Origin of the sequence: uncultured Sulfitobacter sp. (assembly GCF_964021855.1) — a bacterium.
Classification (GTDB): domain Bacteria; phylum Pseudomonadota; class Alphaproteobacteria; order Rhodobacterales; family Rhodobacteraceae; genus Sulfitobacter.
Genome location: NZ_CAXHZD010000002.1, coordinates 124934 through 143011 on the forward strand (window position 1 = coordinate 124934; position 18078 = coordinate 143011).

19 protein-coding genes are annotated in these 18078 nt (G+C 56.2%); 11 read left to right on the forward strand and 8 right to left on the reverse strand.

The window, feature by feature from the left end; genetic code table 11:
- Positions 1-160 precede the first annotated feature (160 nt).
- The 7 genes from AADJ11_RS06775 to AADJ11_RS06805 all read left to right on the forward strand — a co-directional run bounded on the left by AADJ11_RS06775 (position 161) and on the right by AADJ11_RS06805 (position 5526).
- A complete protein-coding gene (locus AADJ11_RS06775; protein ID WP_341233795.1) occupies positions 161-862 on the forward strand; it encodes a response regulator transcription factor in 702 nt (233 codons plus the stop codon).
- 8 nt (positions 863-870) lie between these two features.
- Positions 871-2583: a sensor histidine kinase gene (locus AADJ11_RS06780; protein ID WP_341233796.1), complete on the forward strand. Its 1713-nt coding sequence runs from the start codon at positions 871-873 to the stop codon at positions 2581-2583.
- 3 nt (positions 2584-2586) lie between these two features.
- A complete protein-coding gene (locus tag AADJ11_RS06785; RefSeq protein WP_341233797.1) occupies positions 2587-3030 on the forward strand; it encodes a serine kinase in 444 nt (147 codons plus the stop codon).
- Complete coding sequence (gene rapZ / locus AADJ11_RS06790; RefSeq protein ID WP_341233798.1) at positions 3023-3916, forward strand: RNase adapter RapZ; 894 nt, start codon at positions 3023-3025, stop codon at positions 3914-3916. The genes AADJ11_RS06785 and rapZ overlap by 8 nt, the downstream gene beginning before the upstream one ends.
- The gene (locus AADJ11_RS06795; RefSeq protein WP_341233799.1) at positions 3913-4305 is read left to right on the forward strand and encodes a PTS fructose transporter subunit IIA; all 393 of its coding nucleotides are present in this window, start codon (positions 3913-3915) and stop codon (positions 4303-4305) included. Before rapZ ends, AADJ11_RS06795 begins: the two co-directional genes overlap by 4 nt.
- Before the next feature lie 12 nt (positions 4306-4317).
- Positions 4318-4587 carry an HPr family phosphocarrier protein gene (locus tag AADJ11_RS06800; protein WP_341233800.1) on the forward strand — a complete coding sequence of 90 codons (270 nt, stop codon included), beginning with the start codon at positions 4318-4320 and terminating at the stop codon, positions 4585-4587.
- 69 nt (positions 4588-4656) lie between these two features.
- Complete coding sequence (locus AADJ11_RS06805) at positions 4657-5526, forward strand: lysophospholipid acyltransferase family protein (RefSeq protein WP_341234468.1); 870 nt, start codon at positions 4657-4659, stop codon at positions 5524-5526.
- Between the two features lie 66 nt (positions 5527-5592).
- Here the strand turns inward: AADJ11_RS06805 and AADJ11_RS06810 are convergent, their stop codons facing one another.
- Positions 5593-6468, reverse strand: a complete 876-nt coding sequence (locus tag AADJ11_RS06810; RefSeq protein ID WP_341233801.1) for a 3-hydroxybutyryl-CoA dehydrogenase — start codon at positions 6466-6468, stop codon at positions 5593-5595.
- Positions 6469-6626: 158 nt separating this feature from the next.
- Between AADJ11_RS06810 and AADJ11_RS06815 the strand changes: the two genes are divergently transcribed.
- Positions 6627-7457 (forward strand): DUF6473 family protein, encoded by an 831-nt coding sequence (locus tag AADJ11_RS06815; protein ID WP_341233802.1) that lies wholly within the window; start codon positions 6627-6629, stop codon positions 7455-7457.
- Between the two features lie 69 nt (positions 7458-7526).
- On the opposite strand, the gene AADJ11_RS06820 is transcribed toward AADJ11_RS06815, so the two are convergent.
- The 6 genes from AADJ11_RS06820 to AADJ11_RS06845 all read right to left on the reverse strand — a co-directional run bounded on the left by AADJ11_RS06820 (position 7527) and on the right by AADJ11_RS06845 (position 11750).
- Positions 7527-8453: an FAD-binding protein gene (locus AADJ11_RS06820; RefSeq protein ID WP_341233803.1), complete on the reverse strand. Its 927-nt coding sequence runs from the start codon at positions 8451-8453 to the stop codon at positions 7527-7529.
- Positions 8453-9211, reverse strand: coding sequence for an electron transfer flavoprotein subunit beta/FixA family protein (locus AADJ11_RS06825; RefSeq protein WP_341233804.1), 759 nt, complete (start codon positions 9209-9211; stop codon positions 8453-8455). Before AADJ11_RS06825 ends, AADJ11_RS06820 begins: the two co-directional genes overlap by 1 nt.
- Before the next feature lie 145 nt (positions 9212-9356).
- Positions 9357-9929, reverse strand: a complete 573-nt coding sequence (locus tag AADJ11_RS06830; RefSeq protein WP_341233805.1) for a cob(I)yrinic acid a,c-diamide adenosyltransferase — start codon at positions 9927-9929, stop codon at positions 9357-9359.
- Positions 9929-10135 (reverse strand): twin transmembrane helix small protein, encoded by a 207-nt coding sequence (locus AADJ11_RS06835; protein ID WP_341233806.1) that lies wholly within the window; start codon positions 10133-10135, stop codon positions 9929-9931. The genes AADJ11_RS06830 and AADJ11_RS06835 overlap by 1 nt, the downstream gene beginning before the upstream one ends.
- 59 nt (positions 10136-10194) lie before the next feature.
- Positions 10195-11022, reverse strand: coding sequence for an SDR family oxidoreductase (locus tag AADJ11_RS06840; RefSeq protein ID WP_341233807.1), 828 nt, complete (start codon positions 11020-11022; stop codon positions 10195-10197).
- Positions 11023-11081: 59 nt separating this feature from the next.
- Positions 11082-11750: an SH3 domain-containing protein gene (locus AADJ11_RS06845; protein ID WP_341233808.1), complete on the reverse strand. Its 669-nt coding sequence runs from the start codon at positions 11748-11750 to the stop codon at positions 11082-11084.
- A gap of 206 nt (positions 11751-11956) precedes the next feature.
- On the opposite strand from AADJ11_RS06845, the gene parC reads away from it, so the two are divergent.
- The 3 genes from parC to AADJ11_RS06860 are packed head-to-tail and all read left to right on the forward strand — an operon-like array spanning position 11957 to position 16692.
- Positions 11957-14278: a DNA topoisomerase IV subunit A gene (parC, locus tag AADJ11_RS06850; protein ID WP_341233809.1), complete on the forward strand. Its 2322-nt coding sequence runs from the start codon at positions 11957-11959 to the stop codon at positions 14276-14278.
- A 12-nt stretch (positions 14279-14290) separates the two neighbouring features.
- Positions 14291-15601: a DUF898 family protein gene (locus AADJ11_RS06855; protein ID WP_341233810.1), complete on the forward strand. Its 1311-nt coding sequence runs from the start codon at positions 14291-14293 to the stop codon at positions 15599-15601.
- The gene (locus AADJ11_RS06860; RefSeq protein ID WP_341233811.1) at positions 15598-16692 is read left to right on the forward strand and encodes a M48 family metallopeptidase; all 1095 of its coding nucleotides are present in this window, start codon (positions 15598-15600) and stop codon (positions 16690-16692) included. Before AADJ11_RS06855 ends, AADJ11_RS06860 begins: the two co-directional genes overlap by 4 nt.
- Here the strand turns inward: AADJ11_RS06860 and AADJ11_RS06865 are convergent.
- Positions 16689-18041, reverse strand: coding sequence for a cytochrome P450 (locus AADJ11_RS06865; RefSeq protein ID WP_341233812.1), 1353 nt, complete (start codon positions 18039-18041; stop codon positions 16689-16691). The two genes, AADJ11_RS06860 and AADJ11_RS06865, sit on opposite strands and share 4 nt — an antisense overlap.
- Between the last annotated feature and the right edge of the window lie 37 nt (positions 18042-18078).

Consider the following 18078-nt stretch of genomic DNA (forward strand, 5'->3'; position numbering starts at 1 on the left):
ATGACACAGTAAGTGCGGCAATTTAGTCATTCCTAACCAAATTGTGGGGGAAATAAGGCCATATGCGCGAGTGATTCGCACTTTAGCATTGATTCGCCACCGCAAATTGACGATCAGTTAAAGAAAAAAGTGATAGTTGAGCAGTATAAGGAAACGGGCGATGTCGAAAATTGCATTGGTAGATGACGACAGGAACATCCTGACGTCGGTTTCGATGACTCTCGAAGCAGAAGGTTTTGAGGTTGAAACGTATAATGACGGGCAGGCGGCGTTAGACGCTTTCAATAAAAAGCTGCCTGATATGGCTGTGCTGGACATCAAGATGCCCCGCATGGATGGGATGGATCTGCTGCAGCGGCTGCGTCAGAAAACCGCGATGCCGGTGATCTTCCTGACCTCCAAGGATGATGAAATCGACGAAGTGCTCGGCCTGCGCATGGGGGCTGATGACTATGTCAAAAAGCCCTTTAGTCAGCGGCTTTTGGTTGAACGCATCCGCGCGCTACTCCGCCGTCAGGAAGCGGTCGAAACAAACGAAGTCGGCGATACCGAAGAAACCAAGGTTATTGATCGCGGCGACCTGCGCATGGATCCCTTGCGCCATGCGGTCAGCTGGAAGGGCAATGACGTTTCATTGACCGTCACCGAATTCCTGCTTTTGCAGGCCTTGGCGCAGCGCCCCGGCTTTGTGAAATCACGCGACCAGTTGATGGACGTGGCCTATGATGACCAAGTGTATGTGGACGATCGGACGATCGACAGCCACATCAAGCGTCTTCGCAAAAAGATGCGTACGGCGGATGACACATTCTCGGCGATTGAGACGCTTTACGGTATTGGCTACAGATATAACGAGGATTGATCTGAAGGATGGCGATTGCCGAAAGGGATTTTGTGCGAGACACAGCCACCAATATTCAGGATGGCGATGTCGTGCTGGGCGACGATTGGGTTGCACCGGACACGGACGCGACTGATGAATTACGTGGCAGCCGTGCACGCCGTGGTCTCTTTTCCTTGCGGACCTCGCCGCTGACGCGCAAAATTATTACATTCAATCTGATTGCGTTGAATGTGTTGGTTGCGGGTATTTTATACCTCAACTCCTCGCGCGATAGTCTGGCCGTGCAACGCGGCGCGTCGTTGGTTTCAGAAGCTGAACTGATTGCCGATATTTTCGAGGCACAATTGCCCGAAGGTGCGACGGTAGATCTGGCTGCGAATGAACCGATTGATGTGGCCGCAAGCCTGGGCCGGTTGGACCTGCGCAGCGGGATCGAGGTTTTCGTTTTCGCACCGGATCAAACCCTATTGACAAGATCAGAGGGCCGGACCCCAACAGAGGGCACCCGCCAGCCCAGAAAAACCTTTCTGACCGATGGCCTGAACTGGTTGTGGTACACGCTTTCGAACCCCTTTGGGCGGGTCCCGCCTACGGACGTTTTGCCTATCCAAGACCAGCTCAAGACGATGATCTCGAACACGCTTTCGGGTGGGACGCAAATCCAGAACAACCTTGATGCGGATGGTGGTACCTTATTTACGGTATCCACACCCATCGCGCAGAACGGTGTGCCAATCGGCGTGGTTGCCGTGACATCCGCAGCCGGAGAGATTGATGAACTTGTGCGCGGCGAGCGTGAACGCGTCTTGCAGATGTTCGTGATCGCGACGCTTGTGTCCATCGGGCTTAGCCTTGTTTTGGCCTCAACGATTGCCAACCCTTTGGCTGATTTGGCCGCGGCGGCTGAACTGGGGCGCGACAAGGATGCGCGCAAGATGAACCCGGGCCGCATTCGAATTCCCGATCTTACTGCGCGCCCTGACGAAATTGGCCGCCTGTCCGGTGCGCTGCGCGGTATGGTGTCGGCATTGTATAATCGCATCGACGGAAACGAACAGTTCGCGGCGGACGTGGCTCATGAGATCAAGAACCCGCTGGCATCGTTGCGCTCTGCCGTGGGGACGTTGCGGTTGATCAAACGCGAGGACCAGCGTGAAAAATTGCTGGATGTTATCGACCATGACGTGCGGCGTCTTGACCGCTTGGTCAGCGATATTTCCAACGCGTCACGCTTGGACAGCGAACTGGTCAAGGAAGAAGAAGAACCGTTCGACCTGCTCGCCATGATCGGTAATCTGTCGCAATACCTAGGTGAAGACGCCCGCAAAAAGGGCATCGATTTCATCACGGACCTGCCGAACGAGCCGATTATCGTTCATGGCCTTGAAGCACGGCTTGCCCAGGTTTTTGTGAACCTCATCACCAACGCCGCGTCCTTTTGCGAAGATGGCGACGCCATCCGCGTCTGGGCTCGCAAACGCGAGAACCGCGTTTTGGTCGTTGTAGAAGACACCGGCCCCGGCATCCCCGATCAGGCGCTTTCTAAGATTTTCAAACGGTTCTATTCCCAACGCCCCGAGGAACATTTCGGAAATAACTCCGGCCTTGGCTTGGCAATCTCGAAACAGATTGTCGAGGCACATGGCGGCGTTATCTGGGCCGAAAACATTCGCCCGACAGAGGCTGACATCACGTCCGAGCCGCTTGGCGCGCGCTTTGTCGTCGGCCTGCCCATTTAGGACGTGGAAGACACCCCACCGTCCGAGCAGGTGATCCACGCAACTACGGTATGTCTTGATGGACGTGGGCTGATTATCTTGGGCCCTTCGGGGTCGGGTAAATCAACCTTGGCCCTGCAACTTTTAGCGCTTGGCGCTGTGCTTGTTGCTGACGACCGAACCCATATTTCGCGTGCCCCTTCGGGTCTAGTCGCTGATTGCCCCACCGCGATCTGCGGCATGATCGAGGCGCGCGGTGTTGGTATTCTGCACGTACCGCATGAACAGAATGTCCCGGTTTGTCTTGCAATCGATATGGGCCAAGACGAAGTCGAGAGACTCCCGTTGCCACATGAGGTAAAGCTGTTGGGGCAATCCGTGCCATGTTTACACAAAAGTGAAGGGCCGCATTTTGCCGCAGCTCTTTTCCTCACCCTCAAGAATGTGCAACCAAAGCGACATGAATGACGCCCTGAAAAAGACCCGACGTGTTGTCTTGGTGACCGGTCCCGCCGGTGCCGGCCGATCCTCTGCGCTTAACGTGCTTGAGGATGCAGGCTTTGAAGTGATCGATAATATCCCCTTGCGGATGCTAGTGGCGCTGCTGGATGCCCCCGGTCAGATCCGGCCGATGGCCTTGGGTATTGACCAAAGGAACCGCGATTTTTCGACCGACCGGGTGACCGAAGTGTTTGCCCAGATGCGGGCGCGGCCCGACGTTCAGGCTGAACTTTTATATCTCGATTGCGCGACCGATGTCTTGCTGCGGCGTTTCTCCGAAACCCGCCGGCGTCATCCCTTGGCGCTTTCCGATGCGCCTTCCGAAGGGATCAGACTAGAGAAAGAGCTGCTGGCCCCCGTGCGCGCGCAGGCGGATACCTTGATCGACACGACCGAGTTGAACATCCACCAGCTGCGCGAAGAGATTGAGCATTGGTTTGCCGTTGGTGGCACGCATCACCTTAGTATTTCGGTCCAGTCCTTCTCCTATAAACGCGGATTGCCACGTAGCGTTGACATGGTTTTTGACTGCCGTTTCCTGCGAAACCCGTTTTGGGAACCTGCGCTAAGATCGCTGAACGGGACGGATACAGCCGTCCAGGATTACGTCAAACAGGACCCGCTTTATGACGCCTTCGCCAAACAGGTCCTTGATCTCAGCTTATTGATTTTGCCAGCCTGCCAGTCAGAGGGGAAATCGCACATTTCAATCGCGTTTGGGTGTACGGGCGGTCAACATCGTTCCGTTACTTTGGCGCAAGCCCATGCTTTCAGCCTTGCAGAAGCGGGCTGGCAGGTGTCAATTAGGCACCGCGAACTGGACCAAAAAAAGCGGGAAGAGACGGCGCGTTGATAGGCATTGTTATCGTAGCACATGGGGGTCTGGCCAAAGAATATTTGGCTGCAATCGAACATGTTGTCGGGTCCCAAAATGGTGTCCGCGCGATTTCGATCGATGCCGATCATGACCGCGCAGCCAAAGAACAAGAAATCTGCGAAGCCGCCAACGCGGTTGATACCGGCGGCGGTGTTGTTGTTGTGACGGACCTGTTTGGCGGATCGCCATCGAACCTGAGCCTTATGGCGTGCCGCCCGGAAAACCGACGCATTATTTATGGTGCCAACTTGCCCATGCTTATCAAACTGGCCAAGTCCCGCGATCTAGATGTTCCCGAAGCCGTGCGCGCCGCGCTTGCCGCGGGTCGAAAGTATATTGATAGCCAAAATGTCAGTGCAGGATAATAAGGCCCCAAGATGACCCAGGTTTCACTGAAGATTGTCAACGAAAAGGGGCTTCATGCCCGTGCTTCTGCCAAACTGGTCGAGGTCGTCGAAGCATTTGATGCGCGCGCTGAAGTGAGCAAAGATGGTATGTCGGCCTCGGGTGACAGTATCATGGGGTTGTTGATGCTGGCGGCCTCCAAGGGGTCTACCATCGATGTACAGACCTCCGGCCCTGATCAGGATGCGCTGGCAGAAGCCTTAACAGCGCTTGTGGCCGACAAATTTGGCGAAGGTCATTAGGTCTGTCGACATGCGAATGATCCGCCTCCGTGTTAGGGACCTCTCGTTTTGATAAATGATAGCCAGTCAATTCGTGACCCACTAAAGTCGGAAGAAGACGGAGACACCGTTTTCTTCACTAAATACGACCGCCGAAGCCTGTCATATGCGTCTACTTTTGATCACCCGATCAAGTCGCGCGTGATCAGCTTGATCGAGCTTTTTACAGGCAAGATTTCGATTCTCAGAATGATCCGCAAGTTGGAAGCAAACGGTGCGCCGAAGGGGCAGGGGTTCTGGCGCGCCGCTCTGGATACGATGGGTATTGAACTAACAACACCGCAACATCAACTTGACCGCATTCCCAAGTCTGGCCCTGTTGTCATCGTTGCCAACCACCCTCACGGTATGGTGGACGGTATGATCTTTGCCGACTTGATTGGCCGTGTGCGCCCCGACTACCGGATTTTGACCCGCTCTTTGCTAACCTCGATCGACGAGGTGGCCGGCAGTTACATGATCCCGGTACCGTTTCCCCACGATCCTGACGCGCAGCGCAAGGGCGTCGAAATGCGGGCGAAAGCGATGTCGTTCCTGAAAGATGGCGGTGTTGTCGCGCTGTTCCCCTCTGGCGTGGTCGCGTCGTCCGACACATATTTCGGCCCGGCGGTTGAGGCTGAATGGAACGTCTTTACAGCGAAAATGATCCGCAGATCAGGTGCCCAAGTGGTGCCGATGAAGTTTCCGGGCTCCAATAGTCGCGCATACCAAATCGCCAATAAAATCTCGCCAATGCTGCGTCAGGGGCTTTTGCTGCACGAGATCGTGCATGCCTGCAACAAACCTCAGGGCCCGATTGTGGGGCACCCACTGACAGACGCGCAATTGGCAGAGTTTAAGGATGACCCGCGTGGGTTCATGGCTTGGCTACGGAACCACACGCTTAATCTAAAAGATTAACCTGTTTCCAAATGGTCAAAAATCCCGGGGGTCTGGGGGCTGGCCCCCAGACGGTTCATTAAAAACTCAGCGGGTCGGTACGGGCACGTCCCCACGGTAGTCATAAAAACCGCGCTGCGTTTTGCGGCCAAGCCATCCGGCCTCCACGTATTTGGTCAGCAAGGGGCAGGGACGGTACTTGGTATCTGCCAACCCGTCATGCAGCACGTTCATAATGGCAAGGCACGTATCCAGACCGATAAAATCGGCCAGTTCGAGCGGCCCCATCGGGTGATTGGCCCCCAGCTTCAGCGAGCTATCAATGGATTCGACGGACCCCACGCCTTCATAAAGCGTATAAACAGCCTCGTTGATCATCGGCATCAGAATCCGGTTCACAATGAATGCGGGGAAATCTTCGGCGGAGGCTGCGGTTTTACCCAATTTTGCGACCACGGCCTGACATGCTGCGAATGTTTCTTTGTCCGTGGCAATGCCGCGGATCAGTTCGACCAATTGCATCACGGGCACGGGGTTCATGAAATGGAAACCCATGAATTTCTCGGGTCGGTCTGTTCTGCTTGCAAGCCGCGTGATCGAGATCGAAGACGTGTTCGATGTCAGGATCGTGGTCGGCTTAAGATGCGGGATCAGATCCTCGAAAATCGCCTGTTTCACGGTTTCGCGTTCCGTTGCGGCCTCGATGACCAGATCGCTTTGACCAAGATCGCTTAGGGTCTGTGTCGTGGTAATGCGCGCAAGTGCGGCGTCGCGATCCGCTTCGGCGACTTTGCCCCGGCCGACCTGACGATCAAGGTTGCCGGTGATGGTATCCACTGCGGCTTGCAAGGCCTCGGCACTGACGTCGGTCAAGAGAACATCATACCCGGCCAAGGCCATAACATGGGCGATGCCGTTGCCCATTTGGCCCGCGCCAACGATGCCGATTGTCTGGATATCCATGCGCTGTCCTTTGTTGTTTTGCGCGCAGCATAGGGCGCAGTGGGTAGTAGCTGCAAGGGCCGGATTTGATGATAAGTTCTCGTAAATTCAATCTTTAAGCTATTCGAAAACCTTTGCAGCCATCTTGAGCCTTGGGTGAGTTAATAAAGGTGGGTGTAATGACCTATGTTGCGATGGGGCCGGGGGCTCTGGACTATCAGCCGTGCCGATATGGTACGTCAAAATTACTTTTCAGGGGGCCAAAGCGTGCACTGGATGAACCTTATATTGCGTTTATAGGCGGGACAGAAACCTATGGGCGTTTTATTGCGAAACCATTTGCCACGCTGGTCGAAGAAGAAACCGGTCAGCGCTGCGTTAATTTCGGCTGTCTAAATGCGGGGATAGATGTGTTCGCCCGCGATCCTTATGTCCCAGTGGCCGCTGCAGAGGCTGTGATGACAGTTATTCAGGTGATGGGTGCCCAGAACATGAGCAACCGTTTCTATTCGGTCCATCCGCGGCGCAACGACCGGTTTTTGGCACCGTCTGATTTGCTCAAGACGATTTTCCGCGAAATCGACTTTTCGGAGTTCCATTTCAACAAGCACTTGCTGACGACGCTTAGGAAAACGTCGCCAGACCGTTTCGATGCGATCTATAATGAACTGCAATCGGCTTGGGTCACACGGATGAGACTGCTGGCCGAGCAGATGAACGGCAAGGTTATTCTGTTATGGTTTGCCGATCATCACCCGGCAGAGGACATCCTGCCATTAAACGGGCTTGGCGATGATCCGCTGTTTGTCACGCGCCGTATGATTGCGCAGGTCGCGCCCTATGTCTCTCAGGTAGTGGAGGTCGTGCCATCGGCCGCAGCCAGAGGTGACGGTACAGAGGGGATGGTGTTTGCCCCCTTGGAAGCGTTAATCGCGCAGGAATTTCCCGGACCGCGTGCCCACCAAGAAGCGGCGGCGGCTGTCATTCAGGCCATGTCGAAAATGGCCTGACGGAGCGTTAGAATGAAAAAGGCCCGCCATTTCTGACGGGCCTTTCTATATTCAATTTTCAGCTTAGGCTTACAGCTTTTCGATCAGCTCCGGCACTGCTTCGAACAGGTCGGCAACCAATCCGTAGTCGGCAACCTGAAAGATGGGGGCTTCTTCGTCTTTGTTGATTGCGACGATGATTTTGCTGTCTTTCATACCGGCCAAGTGCTGGATTGCGCCGGAAATACCGACAGCAACATAAAGTTCGGGTGCGACGACCTTGCCGGTCTGGCCCACTTGCCAATCGTTCGGGGCATAGCCTGAATCGACCGCAGCGCGGGACGCGCCAACGGCGGCACCCAGTTTGTCGGCCAGTTTCTCGATCAGGGCAAAGTCTTCTTCGGAGCCGACACCGCGGCCGCCGGAGACAACCACACCAGCGGATGTCAATTCAGGACGGTCGCTGGCAGCAACGTGATCTTCAACCCATGACGATAGGCCGGGATCGGCAGCAGCCGAAATTGTCTCAACAGATGCGGAACCACCGGTGCCAGCCGCGTCAAATGTCGATGTGCGGAAAGTGATAACTTTCTTCGCATCGGTGGATTTGACTGTCTGAACAGCGTTACCGGCATAGATTGGACGCTCGAACGTGTCTGCATCAACAACACCGGAGGCGTCAGAGATGATCATGACGTCCAGCAGCGCCGCAACGCGGGGCATTACGTTTTTTGCGTCGGTCGTGGCCGGTGCAACGATGTGGTCATAGTCGCCAGCCATCGACACGATCAGTGCCGCTGTCGATTCGGCCAAGCGGTGACCCAAAGATGCGTCTTCGGCGACGATCACTTTGGACACGCCGTCGATCTTGGACGCCGCTTCGCCTGCCGCTGCAGCAGAGCTGCCTGCGCACAATACGGTTACGTCACCGATTTGCTTGGCCGCGGTGACCGCTTTTGCGGTCGCGTCCATTGCCAATTCGCCATCGGTTACTTCTGCAAGGAGTAGAACAGCCATTACACAGCCCCCGCTTCTTTAAGTTTCGCCACAAGTGCGTCAACGCTATCAACTTTGATACCTGCTGCGCGTTCCGCTGGTTCAACCGTTTTCACGATTTCCAGACGGTTGCCGACCTCGACGCCGTAATCGGCAGGGGTCTTTTCATCCATCGGCTTTTTCTTGGCCTTCATGATGTTTGGCAGCGACGCATAGCGTGGTTCGTTCAGGCGCAGGTCAACAGTTACGACTGTTGGCATTGAAACCTTGATGGTTTGCAAACCACCGTCAACTTCGCGGGTCACAACGGCGCTATCGCCATCAATTTCGACCTTGGAAGCAAAGGTGGCCTGTGACCAACCCAAAAGCGCAGAAAGCATTTGGCCTGTCGCGTTCATGTCGTTGTCGATCGCTTGCTTGCCACAAAGAACCAGCCCGGGCTGTTCTTCGTCAACAATCGCCTTAAGGATCTTGGCCACGGCCAGCGGTTCGATGTCGTTGTGAACATCGTCAGCTGCGACAACCAAAATGGCCCGGTCAGCACCCATGGCCAAAGCTGTGCGCAAGGTTTCTTGCGATTGCTTTACGCCGATGGAAACAACCACGACTTCGTCGACCTGACCGGCTTCTTTCAGACGGATCGCCTGTTCGACAGAAATCTCATCGAACGGGTTCATGGACATTTTTACATTAGCAAGATCAACACCCGTGCCGTCCGCTTTGACGCGTACTTTCACGTTATAGTCGATCACGCGCTTTACAGGTACCAATACCTTCATGGGCGTTATCTCTCCTCAGTTTACGACTCGGATATTTGGCCAAGTCATTTGAACTCTTCGTCGGTGTAACGAAGCATCTCGTATCAAAACAGATCAAAAACGGCGTTTTGCGTTGTTTGGACGCGGCGTTTTCAATTATTTTTTGTTATCTGTTTGCCCCCGGCACCCACAAAACATCATTTTCGCCGCTGTTGTTGGCCATCCGGGCCGCGACAAAGAACCAGTCGCTGAGACGGTTCAGATAGCGGACGGTGGCTTCGTTTACGTCTTCTTGCTGGGCAAGCTGGACAGTCAGGCGTTCAGCGCGCCGGGCAACCGTGCGGCAGACATGCAGATGTGCAGCCAACTCGCTGCCGCCGGGCAGGATAAAACTACGTAGCGGGGCAAGGTCTTTGTTCATCACGTCGATTTCGCGCTCTAGCCTGTCAACTTGTTCAGGGGCTATGCGCAGGGGCGGGTATTCTGCCGTGGCGTCGGCGCTCATGTCCGGGCGGCACAGATCGGCACCGACATCGAACAGATCATTCTGAATACGGGACAAGGCCATATCGGTTTCACCCGTGGCCACTAAACGGGCCACGCCGACAAAACAGTTTAGTTCGTCTGACGTGCCGTAGGCCTCGACCCGGGGGTCGTGTTTTGGAACGCGCGTCCCATTGCCAAGCGCGGTATCGCCTTTGTCGCCGGTGCGGGTGTAGATTTTGTTCAGGACCACCATCAGCCGGCATCCTTGCGCAGATAGACATATAACACGATCAAAACCACGGCGATAAACTGCGAAATAAGCCGCAGCCGCATCAGCTTGTTTGAATTGCGCTTGTTAAATTCGCCGCCGCTGGCAAAACCGCCCAATCCCATAATCAGAATGATGATCACAGCCAGCACCGCAATGCAGACCAGTATAAAGAGAGGATCTGAGAACATAGGTTTTCCTTTGTGCTAAGCCCAGATGTAGCGAGGCAAGCGTATTGCGCAACCGTAATTTACCGCGCCAGCACCCAGTCAAGCGCCTGTGTCGGCAATATCCGCCGTAAAAACCCCGATATATATGTGGGGGTCGTGACATAATAACGCGGGCGCGGCTTGGGCGCTTCAAGCGCGTGAACCAGCTTTTTCACAACGGCTTCTGGGGGCAGCTCGAACGTGTCCGGCCCGCTGCTTGCATAGAGCCGTTTTCTAAGTTTGCTTTCGTATTGATCCCGGCGTGGGGAGGCTTCCCAATCGATCCAGCGTTCGAAATACGGGATCGAATTGGCGCGGATTTTTGAGGTCACGGGACCGGGTTCGATCAAAACGATGTGGATCGGCGTGTCGCGCATTTCGATCCTTAGGGTGTCGGTCAGCCCCTCAAGCGCGAATTTTGTCGCGTTATAGGCCCCGCGCCACGGCATCGTCACCAAGCCTAAAACAGAGGAACATTGCACAATCCGCCCGTGCCCTTGGGCACGCATGATCGGTAAAACGACACGGGTCAGCTCGTGCCATCCGAAAAAGTTGCTTTCAAAGATATCGCGCAGCGCGTCCGTGGGCAGGTCTTCGACGGCACCGGGCGTCGCATGGGCACCGTTGTTATAGAGCGCATCCAGCGTTCCACCTGTGGCGTCCAGCACATTTTCGAGTGCTGAATGAATGCTGGCGGTATCCGTATAGTCGAGCAACGGGCTGTCGAACCCTTCGGCGGTCAGCCGGTCACAATCTGCTTGTTGGCGGCAGGATGCGAAAACACGCCAGCCCCGTGCGCGCAGCCCATGCGCGGCGGCATATCCGATGCCAGAGGAACAGCCGGTTATCAAAATGCTTTTGTCGGTCACGAAAGGCCCCTTTATCCAAGGCCTTTCATCGCGTGTTCGTGCCGTGATGGCAACGCAGCTTAAACGCCGGAGAGCAGATAATCGGCCATCCAGCCCACAGGGCCGCCATTTAGCGGGCGCAGTTGCACCCAGCCATCGCCGTTGTCGTTGATGATCTCAACACTATCGCCGCGGGTCAGTTGGGTGACGACATCGTATTCCGTGCCGGGGCCGCCGCGTACGTTTACGCTGTTGCCTGACACTGTCCGGATATCGCCAGATCCACTCGCTTCGATGGTAACCGCGCCTGTGTCATCGGGGGTAATCAGGCTAGGGATGATTGCCGGTGTGTCTTGGCCGGATGTGGTGCTGCTCAGATTAACAGGGACCAAAGTCACTTCATTTGCCAAGGGGGCCTCGGCGGCTTTGACGGCTGCATCGACCGCCGCCACGAGATCATCGATCTGGGCGGTGTCGTCTGTTTGCGCAGTGTCAGGTTCGGGCGTGTTGCCAAATCCGGGTGGTGTGGTGTCAATCGGCCGGATATTAGCCAACCCTTGCTGGGTATGGGGTGCGATCTGTGGCTTGGCGCGTGCCACTTCGATCTGTGGTTCATCGCCGGCAACCGTCCCTTCGGTCAGGGATGGCTCGACGACGGGCGGGCGCGGGGGCTCAAAATCAGCGCCACCGCTTAGTTCGTAGAAAGCCAGGCCCAAAAACCCAAAGGTCAGTAGGATAAACCGTTTCATTTTGTACGTCCTCATTGCAGCATTGGGTCACGAGCCAAGCAGTTGGCATCCCCAAGACACGCACTTAGCCTTTTTACCACAAATTGCCCGTTGACGGCGCGAGAATCTTTTGAGCGTTGCAGGGCGGTAACAGTCTGGTGTTGCCTGGCGTCATTTTAGCCAAACAGCCGCTTGCCGCTTCACGCCTGCTTGGATAAACACCTTCCATGTCAGATGTTACCGCCCCCCCAGAATTCGATCCTCGGAACGTGTCCGAACCGCTGCGTATCGCGTTGGGCGACCGCTATCTGACCTATGCATTGTCGACAATTATGCATCGCGCGCTGCCGGATGCCCGTGACGGGTTAAAACCTGTGCACCGCCGTATTCTATATGCCATGCGCGAACTGCGGCTTAGCTCGACAGGCGGTTTCCGCAAATCAGCCAAGATTTCCGGCGACGTGATGGGGAACTATCACCCGCATGGCGACGCCGCGATCTATGATGCGATGGCGCGCTTGGCCCAAGATTTCAACGTGCGCTATCCGCTGGTTGATGGTCAGGGCAACTTTGGCAACATCGACGGCGATAACCCCGCCGCAAGCCGCTATACCGAAGCGCGCATGACGGCCGTCGCCGAGGCGATGCTGGAAGGGTTGAACGAAAACGCCGTTGATTTTCGCGAAAACTATGACGGTACGCTGACCGAACCTGTGGTGTTGCCCGCGCAGTTCCCGAACCTGCTGGCCAATGGGTCGTCAGGCATCGCGGTTGGCATGGCGACGAATATTCCGCCGCATAACATTGCAGAGCTGGTGGATGCCTGTATTCACCTGATTAAATTCCCGAACGCAGGCGATGACAAACTGCTTGATTTCGTGCCCGGCCCCGATTTCCCCACGGGCGGGATTATTGTTGAACCGGCTGAAAATATCGCCAATGCCTATCGCACGGGCAAGGGCGGTTTCCGCCTGCGCTGCCGCTATGAGGTCGAAGATCTAGGGCGCGGGGCGTGGCAGGTTGTCGTCACCGAAATTCCCTATCAGGTTCAGAAATCCAAGCTGATCGAGAAAATCGCCGAGCTGATCCAGCTGAAAAAGATACCGATTTTGGCCGATGTGCGCGACGAATCCGCCGATGACATTCGCCTTATTCTTGAACCGCGGTCGAAAAACGTCGATCCCGAGGTGCTGATGGGCATGCTTTACCGCAGCTCCGACCTTGAGGTGCGGTTTTCGCTGAACATGAACGTGCTGATCGACGGGCTGACGCCTAAGGTTTGCTCGATGAAAGAAGTGCTGCGGGCCTTCTTGGATCACCGTCGCGAAGTTTTGCAGCGCCGTTCGGCACACCGGATGGAAAAGATCGATCACCGTCTTGAGGTGTTGGAAGGCTTTATCGTCGCCTTCCTGAATCTGGACCGTGTGATCGATATCATCCGCTATGATGAAGACCCCAAAGCCGCGTTGATGGCCGAGGATTGGGGCAAAGACCACGTTCGCGCGACGAACGAGGCCGATTATGTGCCACCCGCACCGACAACTGAAAATTCGCTAAGCGAAGTTCAGGCAGACGCGATTTTGAACATGCGCCTGCGGTCGCTGCGCCGTCTCGAAGAGATGGAATTGCTGCGCGAACAAGCCGCATTGATGGAAGAACGCGCGGGCCTCGAAGACCTGTTGGAAAACGACGAACTGCAATGGACCAGCATCATCGATCAGTTGCGGGCCACCAAAAAGCAGTTTGGTAAAGACTGGACCCTGGATGGCAAGAATATCGGCAAGCGCCGTTCGACTTTCGCCGAGGCAGGCGAGATCGAGGACGTGCCGCTTGAGGCGATGATTGATCGTGAACCGATTACCGTTGTCTGCTCTGAAATGGGGTGGATCCGGGCGATGACCGGCCATATCGACCTGAACCGCGAGCTGAAATTCAAAGACGGCGACGGCCCCCGCTTTATCTTCCATGCTGAAACGACCGACCGCTTGCTGGTGTTTGGCTCGAACGGTCGTTTCTACACCGTATCTGCCGCCACACTGCCCGGTGGGCGCGGCATGGGTGAGCCATTGCGCTTGATGGTGGACCTGCCAAACGACGTGCAGATCATTGATATTTTCATTCACAAAGCGGGCCGAAAACTGCTGGTCGCGTCCTCTGCCGGGGATGGTTTTGTGGTGCCCGAGGACGAAGTTCTGGCGCAGACCCGGACGGGTAAGCAGGTTCTGAACGTCCGCGGTGACGTCAAAGCGATGATCTGTGCCCCCATCACAGGCGATTCAGTCGCTGTGGTTGGTGAGAACCGCAAGGTGCTGGTATTCGGGTTGGACGAGTTGCCTGAAATGGGGCGTGGCAAGGGCGTGCGCCTGCAGAAATACAAAGACGGCGGCATGTCGGACGCGACGACGTTTGTTCGTGCCGACGGGCTGAGCTGGCTTGATCCGGCTGGGCGCACCCGCACCGAATCCGATTTGACTGAATGGACAGGCAAACGTGCTGGTTCGGGCCGCATGGCACCCCGTGGTTTCCCGCGTGACAATCGTTTTGGCTAATCGGCCCAACAAATGACTGATGTCGCTTTGACATCGCCCAAGTCCGATGCTGTCGGCCTTCCTGTATATTTCACTGGTTCCCGCGGTGCGCTGTTTTGGCTGGCGCTTAAGACAGGTTTTCTGACCGTTATCACGCTGGGATTTTACCGGTTTTGGATGAAAACGCGTATGCGGCGCTGGTTCTGGTCGGCGATCCGGCCCGGCGGCCATCCGATGGAATACGTCGGTGATCCGTGGGAAAAATTGCTGGGCTTCTTTATCGCCGTTGTCATCCTGACGTTTTACATTGGCATCATCAATCTGGTGGTCATGTTCGTCAGTTTTTCGGTCTTTTCCAGCGCGTCCGTGGGGTATCTGGCCAGTGTCGTGGGGGTAATACCGCTTTGGTTTTATGCGCAGTACCGGGCACGGCGCTATGTTCTGGCCCGGACCCGCTGGCGCGGTGTGCGCTTTGGCCTTGAAAAAGGTGCTTGGGGCTATGCATGGCGGGCGTTGGTGCATTGGGCGGTGACCTTGCTAACGTTGGGGTTGCTATGGCCCCGCATGACGTTCTGGCTTGAGAAATACGTGACGGATCGAACCTATTTCGGCTCGGCGCGGCTGCATCAAGGCGGGCATTGGGCAATGCTCTACCGTGCTGCGATCCCGTTTATTCTATCGCTTTTTGTCATGGCAGCGGGCGCGATCTGGATGTTCTGGCTCGACCCGATTGTGGTGTCAGCTGACATAACAACCGACGGGGTCATGCACTCGATTGAGGAAATGATGGACGGCGGCGCGGCAGCACTTCCTGTTGTCGGGGTGGAACGGCTGGGGATATTTTTGCTCGGGATTATCGGGTTGCTGTACGGGGCAATTCACTACCGCTTTGTCTCAAAACGTTTGATGGCCAATTACAAAACGACCGAAGGGATCACGCTGCATTCACGGCTAAGCGGCCCGCGGGTCGCCAGTATTTACGTTTTGGGCAGCTTTATCGCCTATCTCGCCTTGGTGCTGGGGATCATGGGGCTGGTGATTTTCGCAGTTCTAACGCTGGGGCCTTCGGCGATGCTGGGCGGCGCAATGGGTGATTTCGGAGCGGCTGTGGACCTTCCCCAGATTGTAGCTGTCCCCATGATCGCGATCTTTTACCTGTCGATATTTTTGATGTGGAACGTGCTTTACAGCACTTTCGTCACCTTTCCGTTGATGCGCCATATGACCCAAACGCTGTCGCTGCCACAGCGCCATGGGTTGCGGGGGATCAGCCAGCGTGCGCGCGATGAATTCGCCGAGGCCGAAGGATTTGCCGAAGCATTGGATCTGGGGGCCGCGATATGAGCATGGGGTTCAATGGTTTTGGCTCTGCCTATTTCGACGGTGACCGCCCGATTGGTAAAGAGGTCAGCCTGCACATCGCTAATCACAATCTTCAGATCGGCCTTGATGATGGCACGACGCTTTTTTGGCCTGTCAAAGATATTCGCGTTCTTGAGGATAACGCCAACAAGCACAGCTTTGCCTTGCGGCTGATCACGGACCCCTTGGCGCGGCTGTTGGTTACAGATCAAATGCTGCTGGGGTATTTGCCAAACGCAACGCGCCGCAGCCCGCCAAAAGGCCGCGGGAAACTGGCCCTTTGGGCAGCCGGAGCGGTTGCCGCTGTCGCGCTTCAGGTCATGGTTTTGGTGCCTTTGCTGGCGGACCGCCTAGCGGTTTTCATCCCACCCGCCGGTGAACGAGCGTTGGGCGAAGCGACCTTTGAACAGATACGCGACGCGTTAGGGGATACCGCGCTTGCGCCGCTGGCCATGTGCGAAAACCCGGCTGGGGTCGCGGCGCTTGGGCAAATGACTGCTGCGCTGATGGCGGGTGAGGGCGCGCCAGAGGGTTTAAGCGTTACGGTGCTGGATCACGATATGATTAACGCCTTTGCCTTGCCGGGCGGGTTCGTCGTGATCTTTAAAGGGTTGATCGATCACGCGGAAACCCCTGACGAAGTCGCCGCTGTGCTTGCGCACGAGATCGGCCATGTGGTCAGTCGTGATCCGACACGGCATGCGCTGCGTTCGGCGGGTTCCATCGGCATTTTGGGCCTGCTGTTTGGCGATTTTGCCGGGGGTGCCGCTGTGTTGTTTCTAACGGAACGGTTGATCAGCGCGAGCTATAGCCAGCAGGCTGAAACGGACGCTGACGCATTCGGCTATGCGAGACTTGACGCCGCAAATGTATCGCCAGCCGCGCTTGGCACGATGTTTGAACGGCTGCGTGACGAACATGGTGAAGGCAACGAATTGTTGGGCCATTTCCTAAGCCATCCCAGCCTGTCGGACCGTATTGAAAATGCCCGCGCCGCCGCTGATGAAACCCGCGAATATGCGCCGATACTGGACGATGCTGGCTGGGCAGACCTGCAATCGATCTGCGACTAAACCGGCTCTGCCGTTAACCAAACACCACCCTCGGGGCGGAGCGTGAGGATCATCACGGGTTCAGGATCCTTGCCTGCGACGGCTGTGAATTTGAACCGCGAGAGCAAGGTGGCAAGGATGATAACCGCCTCTTGCAGCGCAAAGCTGGCACCGATGCAAATGCGTGGGCCATCGCCAAAGGGCAGATAGGCATAGCGGTCAATCGATTTGCGGTCGGCAAACCGTTCGGGTTTGAACGCATCGGGATCATCCCACAGCTGTTCATGACGCCCCAACGCATAGATCGGGATCATCACCGTATCGCCCGGTCTGACCTCGCGACCGCCCAGCGTATCATGTTTTTGCGCAGTTCGTGAAAGCATCCCTGCCGGTGGATAAAGGCGCAGCGCCTCGTCGATGATCTGGCGAATATAGGGCAGGTGTTCGACATCATCGCCCGTGGCCGCGCGGCCCCGTAGAACCGATTGCGCCTCGGCACGGGCCTTATCTTGTGCGGCTTCATCAAACCCCATCAGATACAGCGACCACGACAATGTCAGGGCCGTGGTTTCGTGCCCTGCAACGATGAAGGTTAGCAAGTTATCGCGCAGTTCTGCGGTGTTCATCTGCCGTTTCGTTTTAGGGTCCTCGCCGTCCAGCAGCAGGTCCAGCAGATCGGGGGTGCCGTCGCTGCCGCGCTTGGCGCGTGCCTCAATCGCGGTATCGGCCAGACGTTTCATCTGGCGAACGGCCTTGCCAGATACGATCCGGTCTGGGCGGGGCACCCAGTCGGGGAAACCCAATATGTCGAACAGGCTGACCTTGCCCGCTTGGGCGATGTAATCCTCGATCGCGACATGCACGGCATCGCGGTCAATGGTGTCATCGCCCGAAAACGTGACATCAGAAATCACGTCAAAGGTGGTTGTAACCATCTCGTCCAGCATGTTGATGGCGCGGGGGCCTGCGGCTGTGATGCGGTCGCAGGATCGTTCAGCAGCGGCAGTCATCATCGGTGACAGGTTCAGCATATTGCGCGCCGAGAACACCGGGGCGGCAGCCCGACGTTGCCAACGCCAATGGGCACCTTCTGCAATGAACAGCGAATCCCCGATAGCCGGTTTCAGCAGATTTTTGACAACGAGGGATTTTGGATAATCCTCCAGCCGGTCCAGCAGCACCTCGCGGATGGCTGTGGGGTCCATGACCATATGCCAGCGTTTGCCGGTCTTACCCGATACCATGGGCTGCTTGGTGGCGATGGCGGGTATGATGCTTAGAATGTTGCGCCGCGCCATTTGCAGGCTTTTCAGAATGCCCCAAGGTCGGGTCACCAAGGGCACACGGACGGGAAGGGGCGGTTGGCTCATACAAAAGGTGCCTTTCTGCGACACATTATAGTTAGGG

Coding starts and splice junctions, on each gene's coding strand:
- AADJ11_RS06865 (WP_341233812.1), bottom strand. CDS start 18,041: ATGAGCCAACCGCCCCTTCCCGTCCGTGTGCCCTTGGTGACCCGACCT.
- AADJ11_RS06830 (WP_341233805.1), bottom strand. CDS start 9,929: ATGGTGGTCCTGAACAAAATCTACACCCGCACCGGCGACAAAGGCGAT.
- AADJ11_RS06780 (WP_341233796.1), top strand. CDS start 871: ATGGCGATTGCCGAAAGGGATTTTGTGCGAGACACAGCCACCAATATT.
- AADJ11_RS06835 (WP_341233806.1), bottom strand. CDS start 10,135: ATGTTCTCAGATCCTCTCTTTATACTGGTCTGCATTGCGGTGCTGGCT.
- AADJ11_RS06845 (WP_341233808.1), bottom strand. CDS start 11,750: ATGAAACGGTTTATCCTACTGACCTTTGGGTTTTTGGGCCTGGCTTTC.
- AADJ11_RS06775 (WP_341233795.1), top strand. CDS start 161: ATGTCGAAAATTGCATTGGTAGATGACGACAGGAACATCCTGACGTCG.
- AADJ11_RS06825 (WP_341233804.1), bottom strand. CDS start 9,211: ATGAAGGTATTGGTACCTGTAAAGCGCGTGATCGACTATAACGTGAAA.
- AADJ11_RS06820 (WP_341233803.1), bottom strand. CDS start 8,453: ATGGCTGTTCTACTCCTTGCAGAAGTAACCGATGGCGAATTGGCAATG.
- rapZ (WP_341233798.1), top strand. CDS start 3,023: ATGAATGACGCCCTGAAAAAGACCCGACGTGTTGTCTTGGTGACCGGT.
- AADJ11_RS06815 (WP_341233802.1), top strand. CDS start 6,627: ATGACCTATGTTGCGATGGGGCCGGGGGCTCTGGACTATCAGCCGTGC.
- AADJ11_RS06810 (WP_341233801.1), bottom strand. CDS start 6,468: ATGGATATCCAGACAATCGGCATCGTTGGCGCGGGCCAAATGGGCAAC.
- parC (WP_341233809.1), top strand. CDS start 11,957: ATGTCAGATGTTACCGCCCCCCCAGAATTCGATCCTCGGAACGTGTCC.
- AADJ11_RS06800 (WP_341233800.1), top strand. CDS start 4,318: ATGACCCAGGTTTCACTGAAGATTGTCAACGAAAAGGGGCTTCATGCC.
- AADJ11_RS06855 (WP_341233810.1), top strand. CDS start 14,291: ATGACTGATGTCGCTTTGACATCGCCCAAGTCCGATGCTGTCGGCCTT.
- AADJ11_RS06860 (WP_341233811.1), top strand. CDS start 15,598: ATGAGCATGGGGTTCAATGGTTTTGGCTCTGCCTATTTCGACGGTGAC.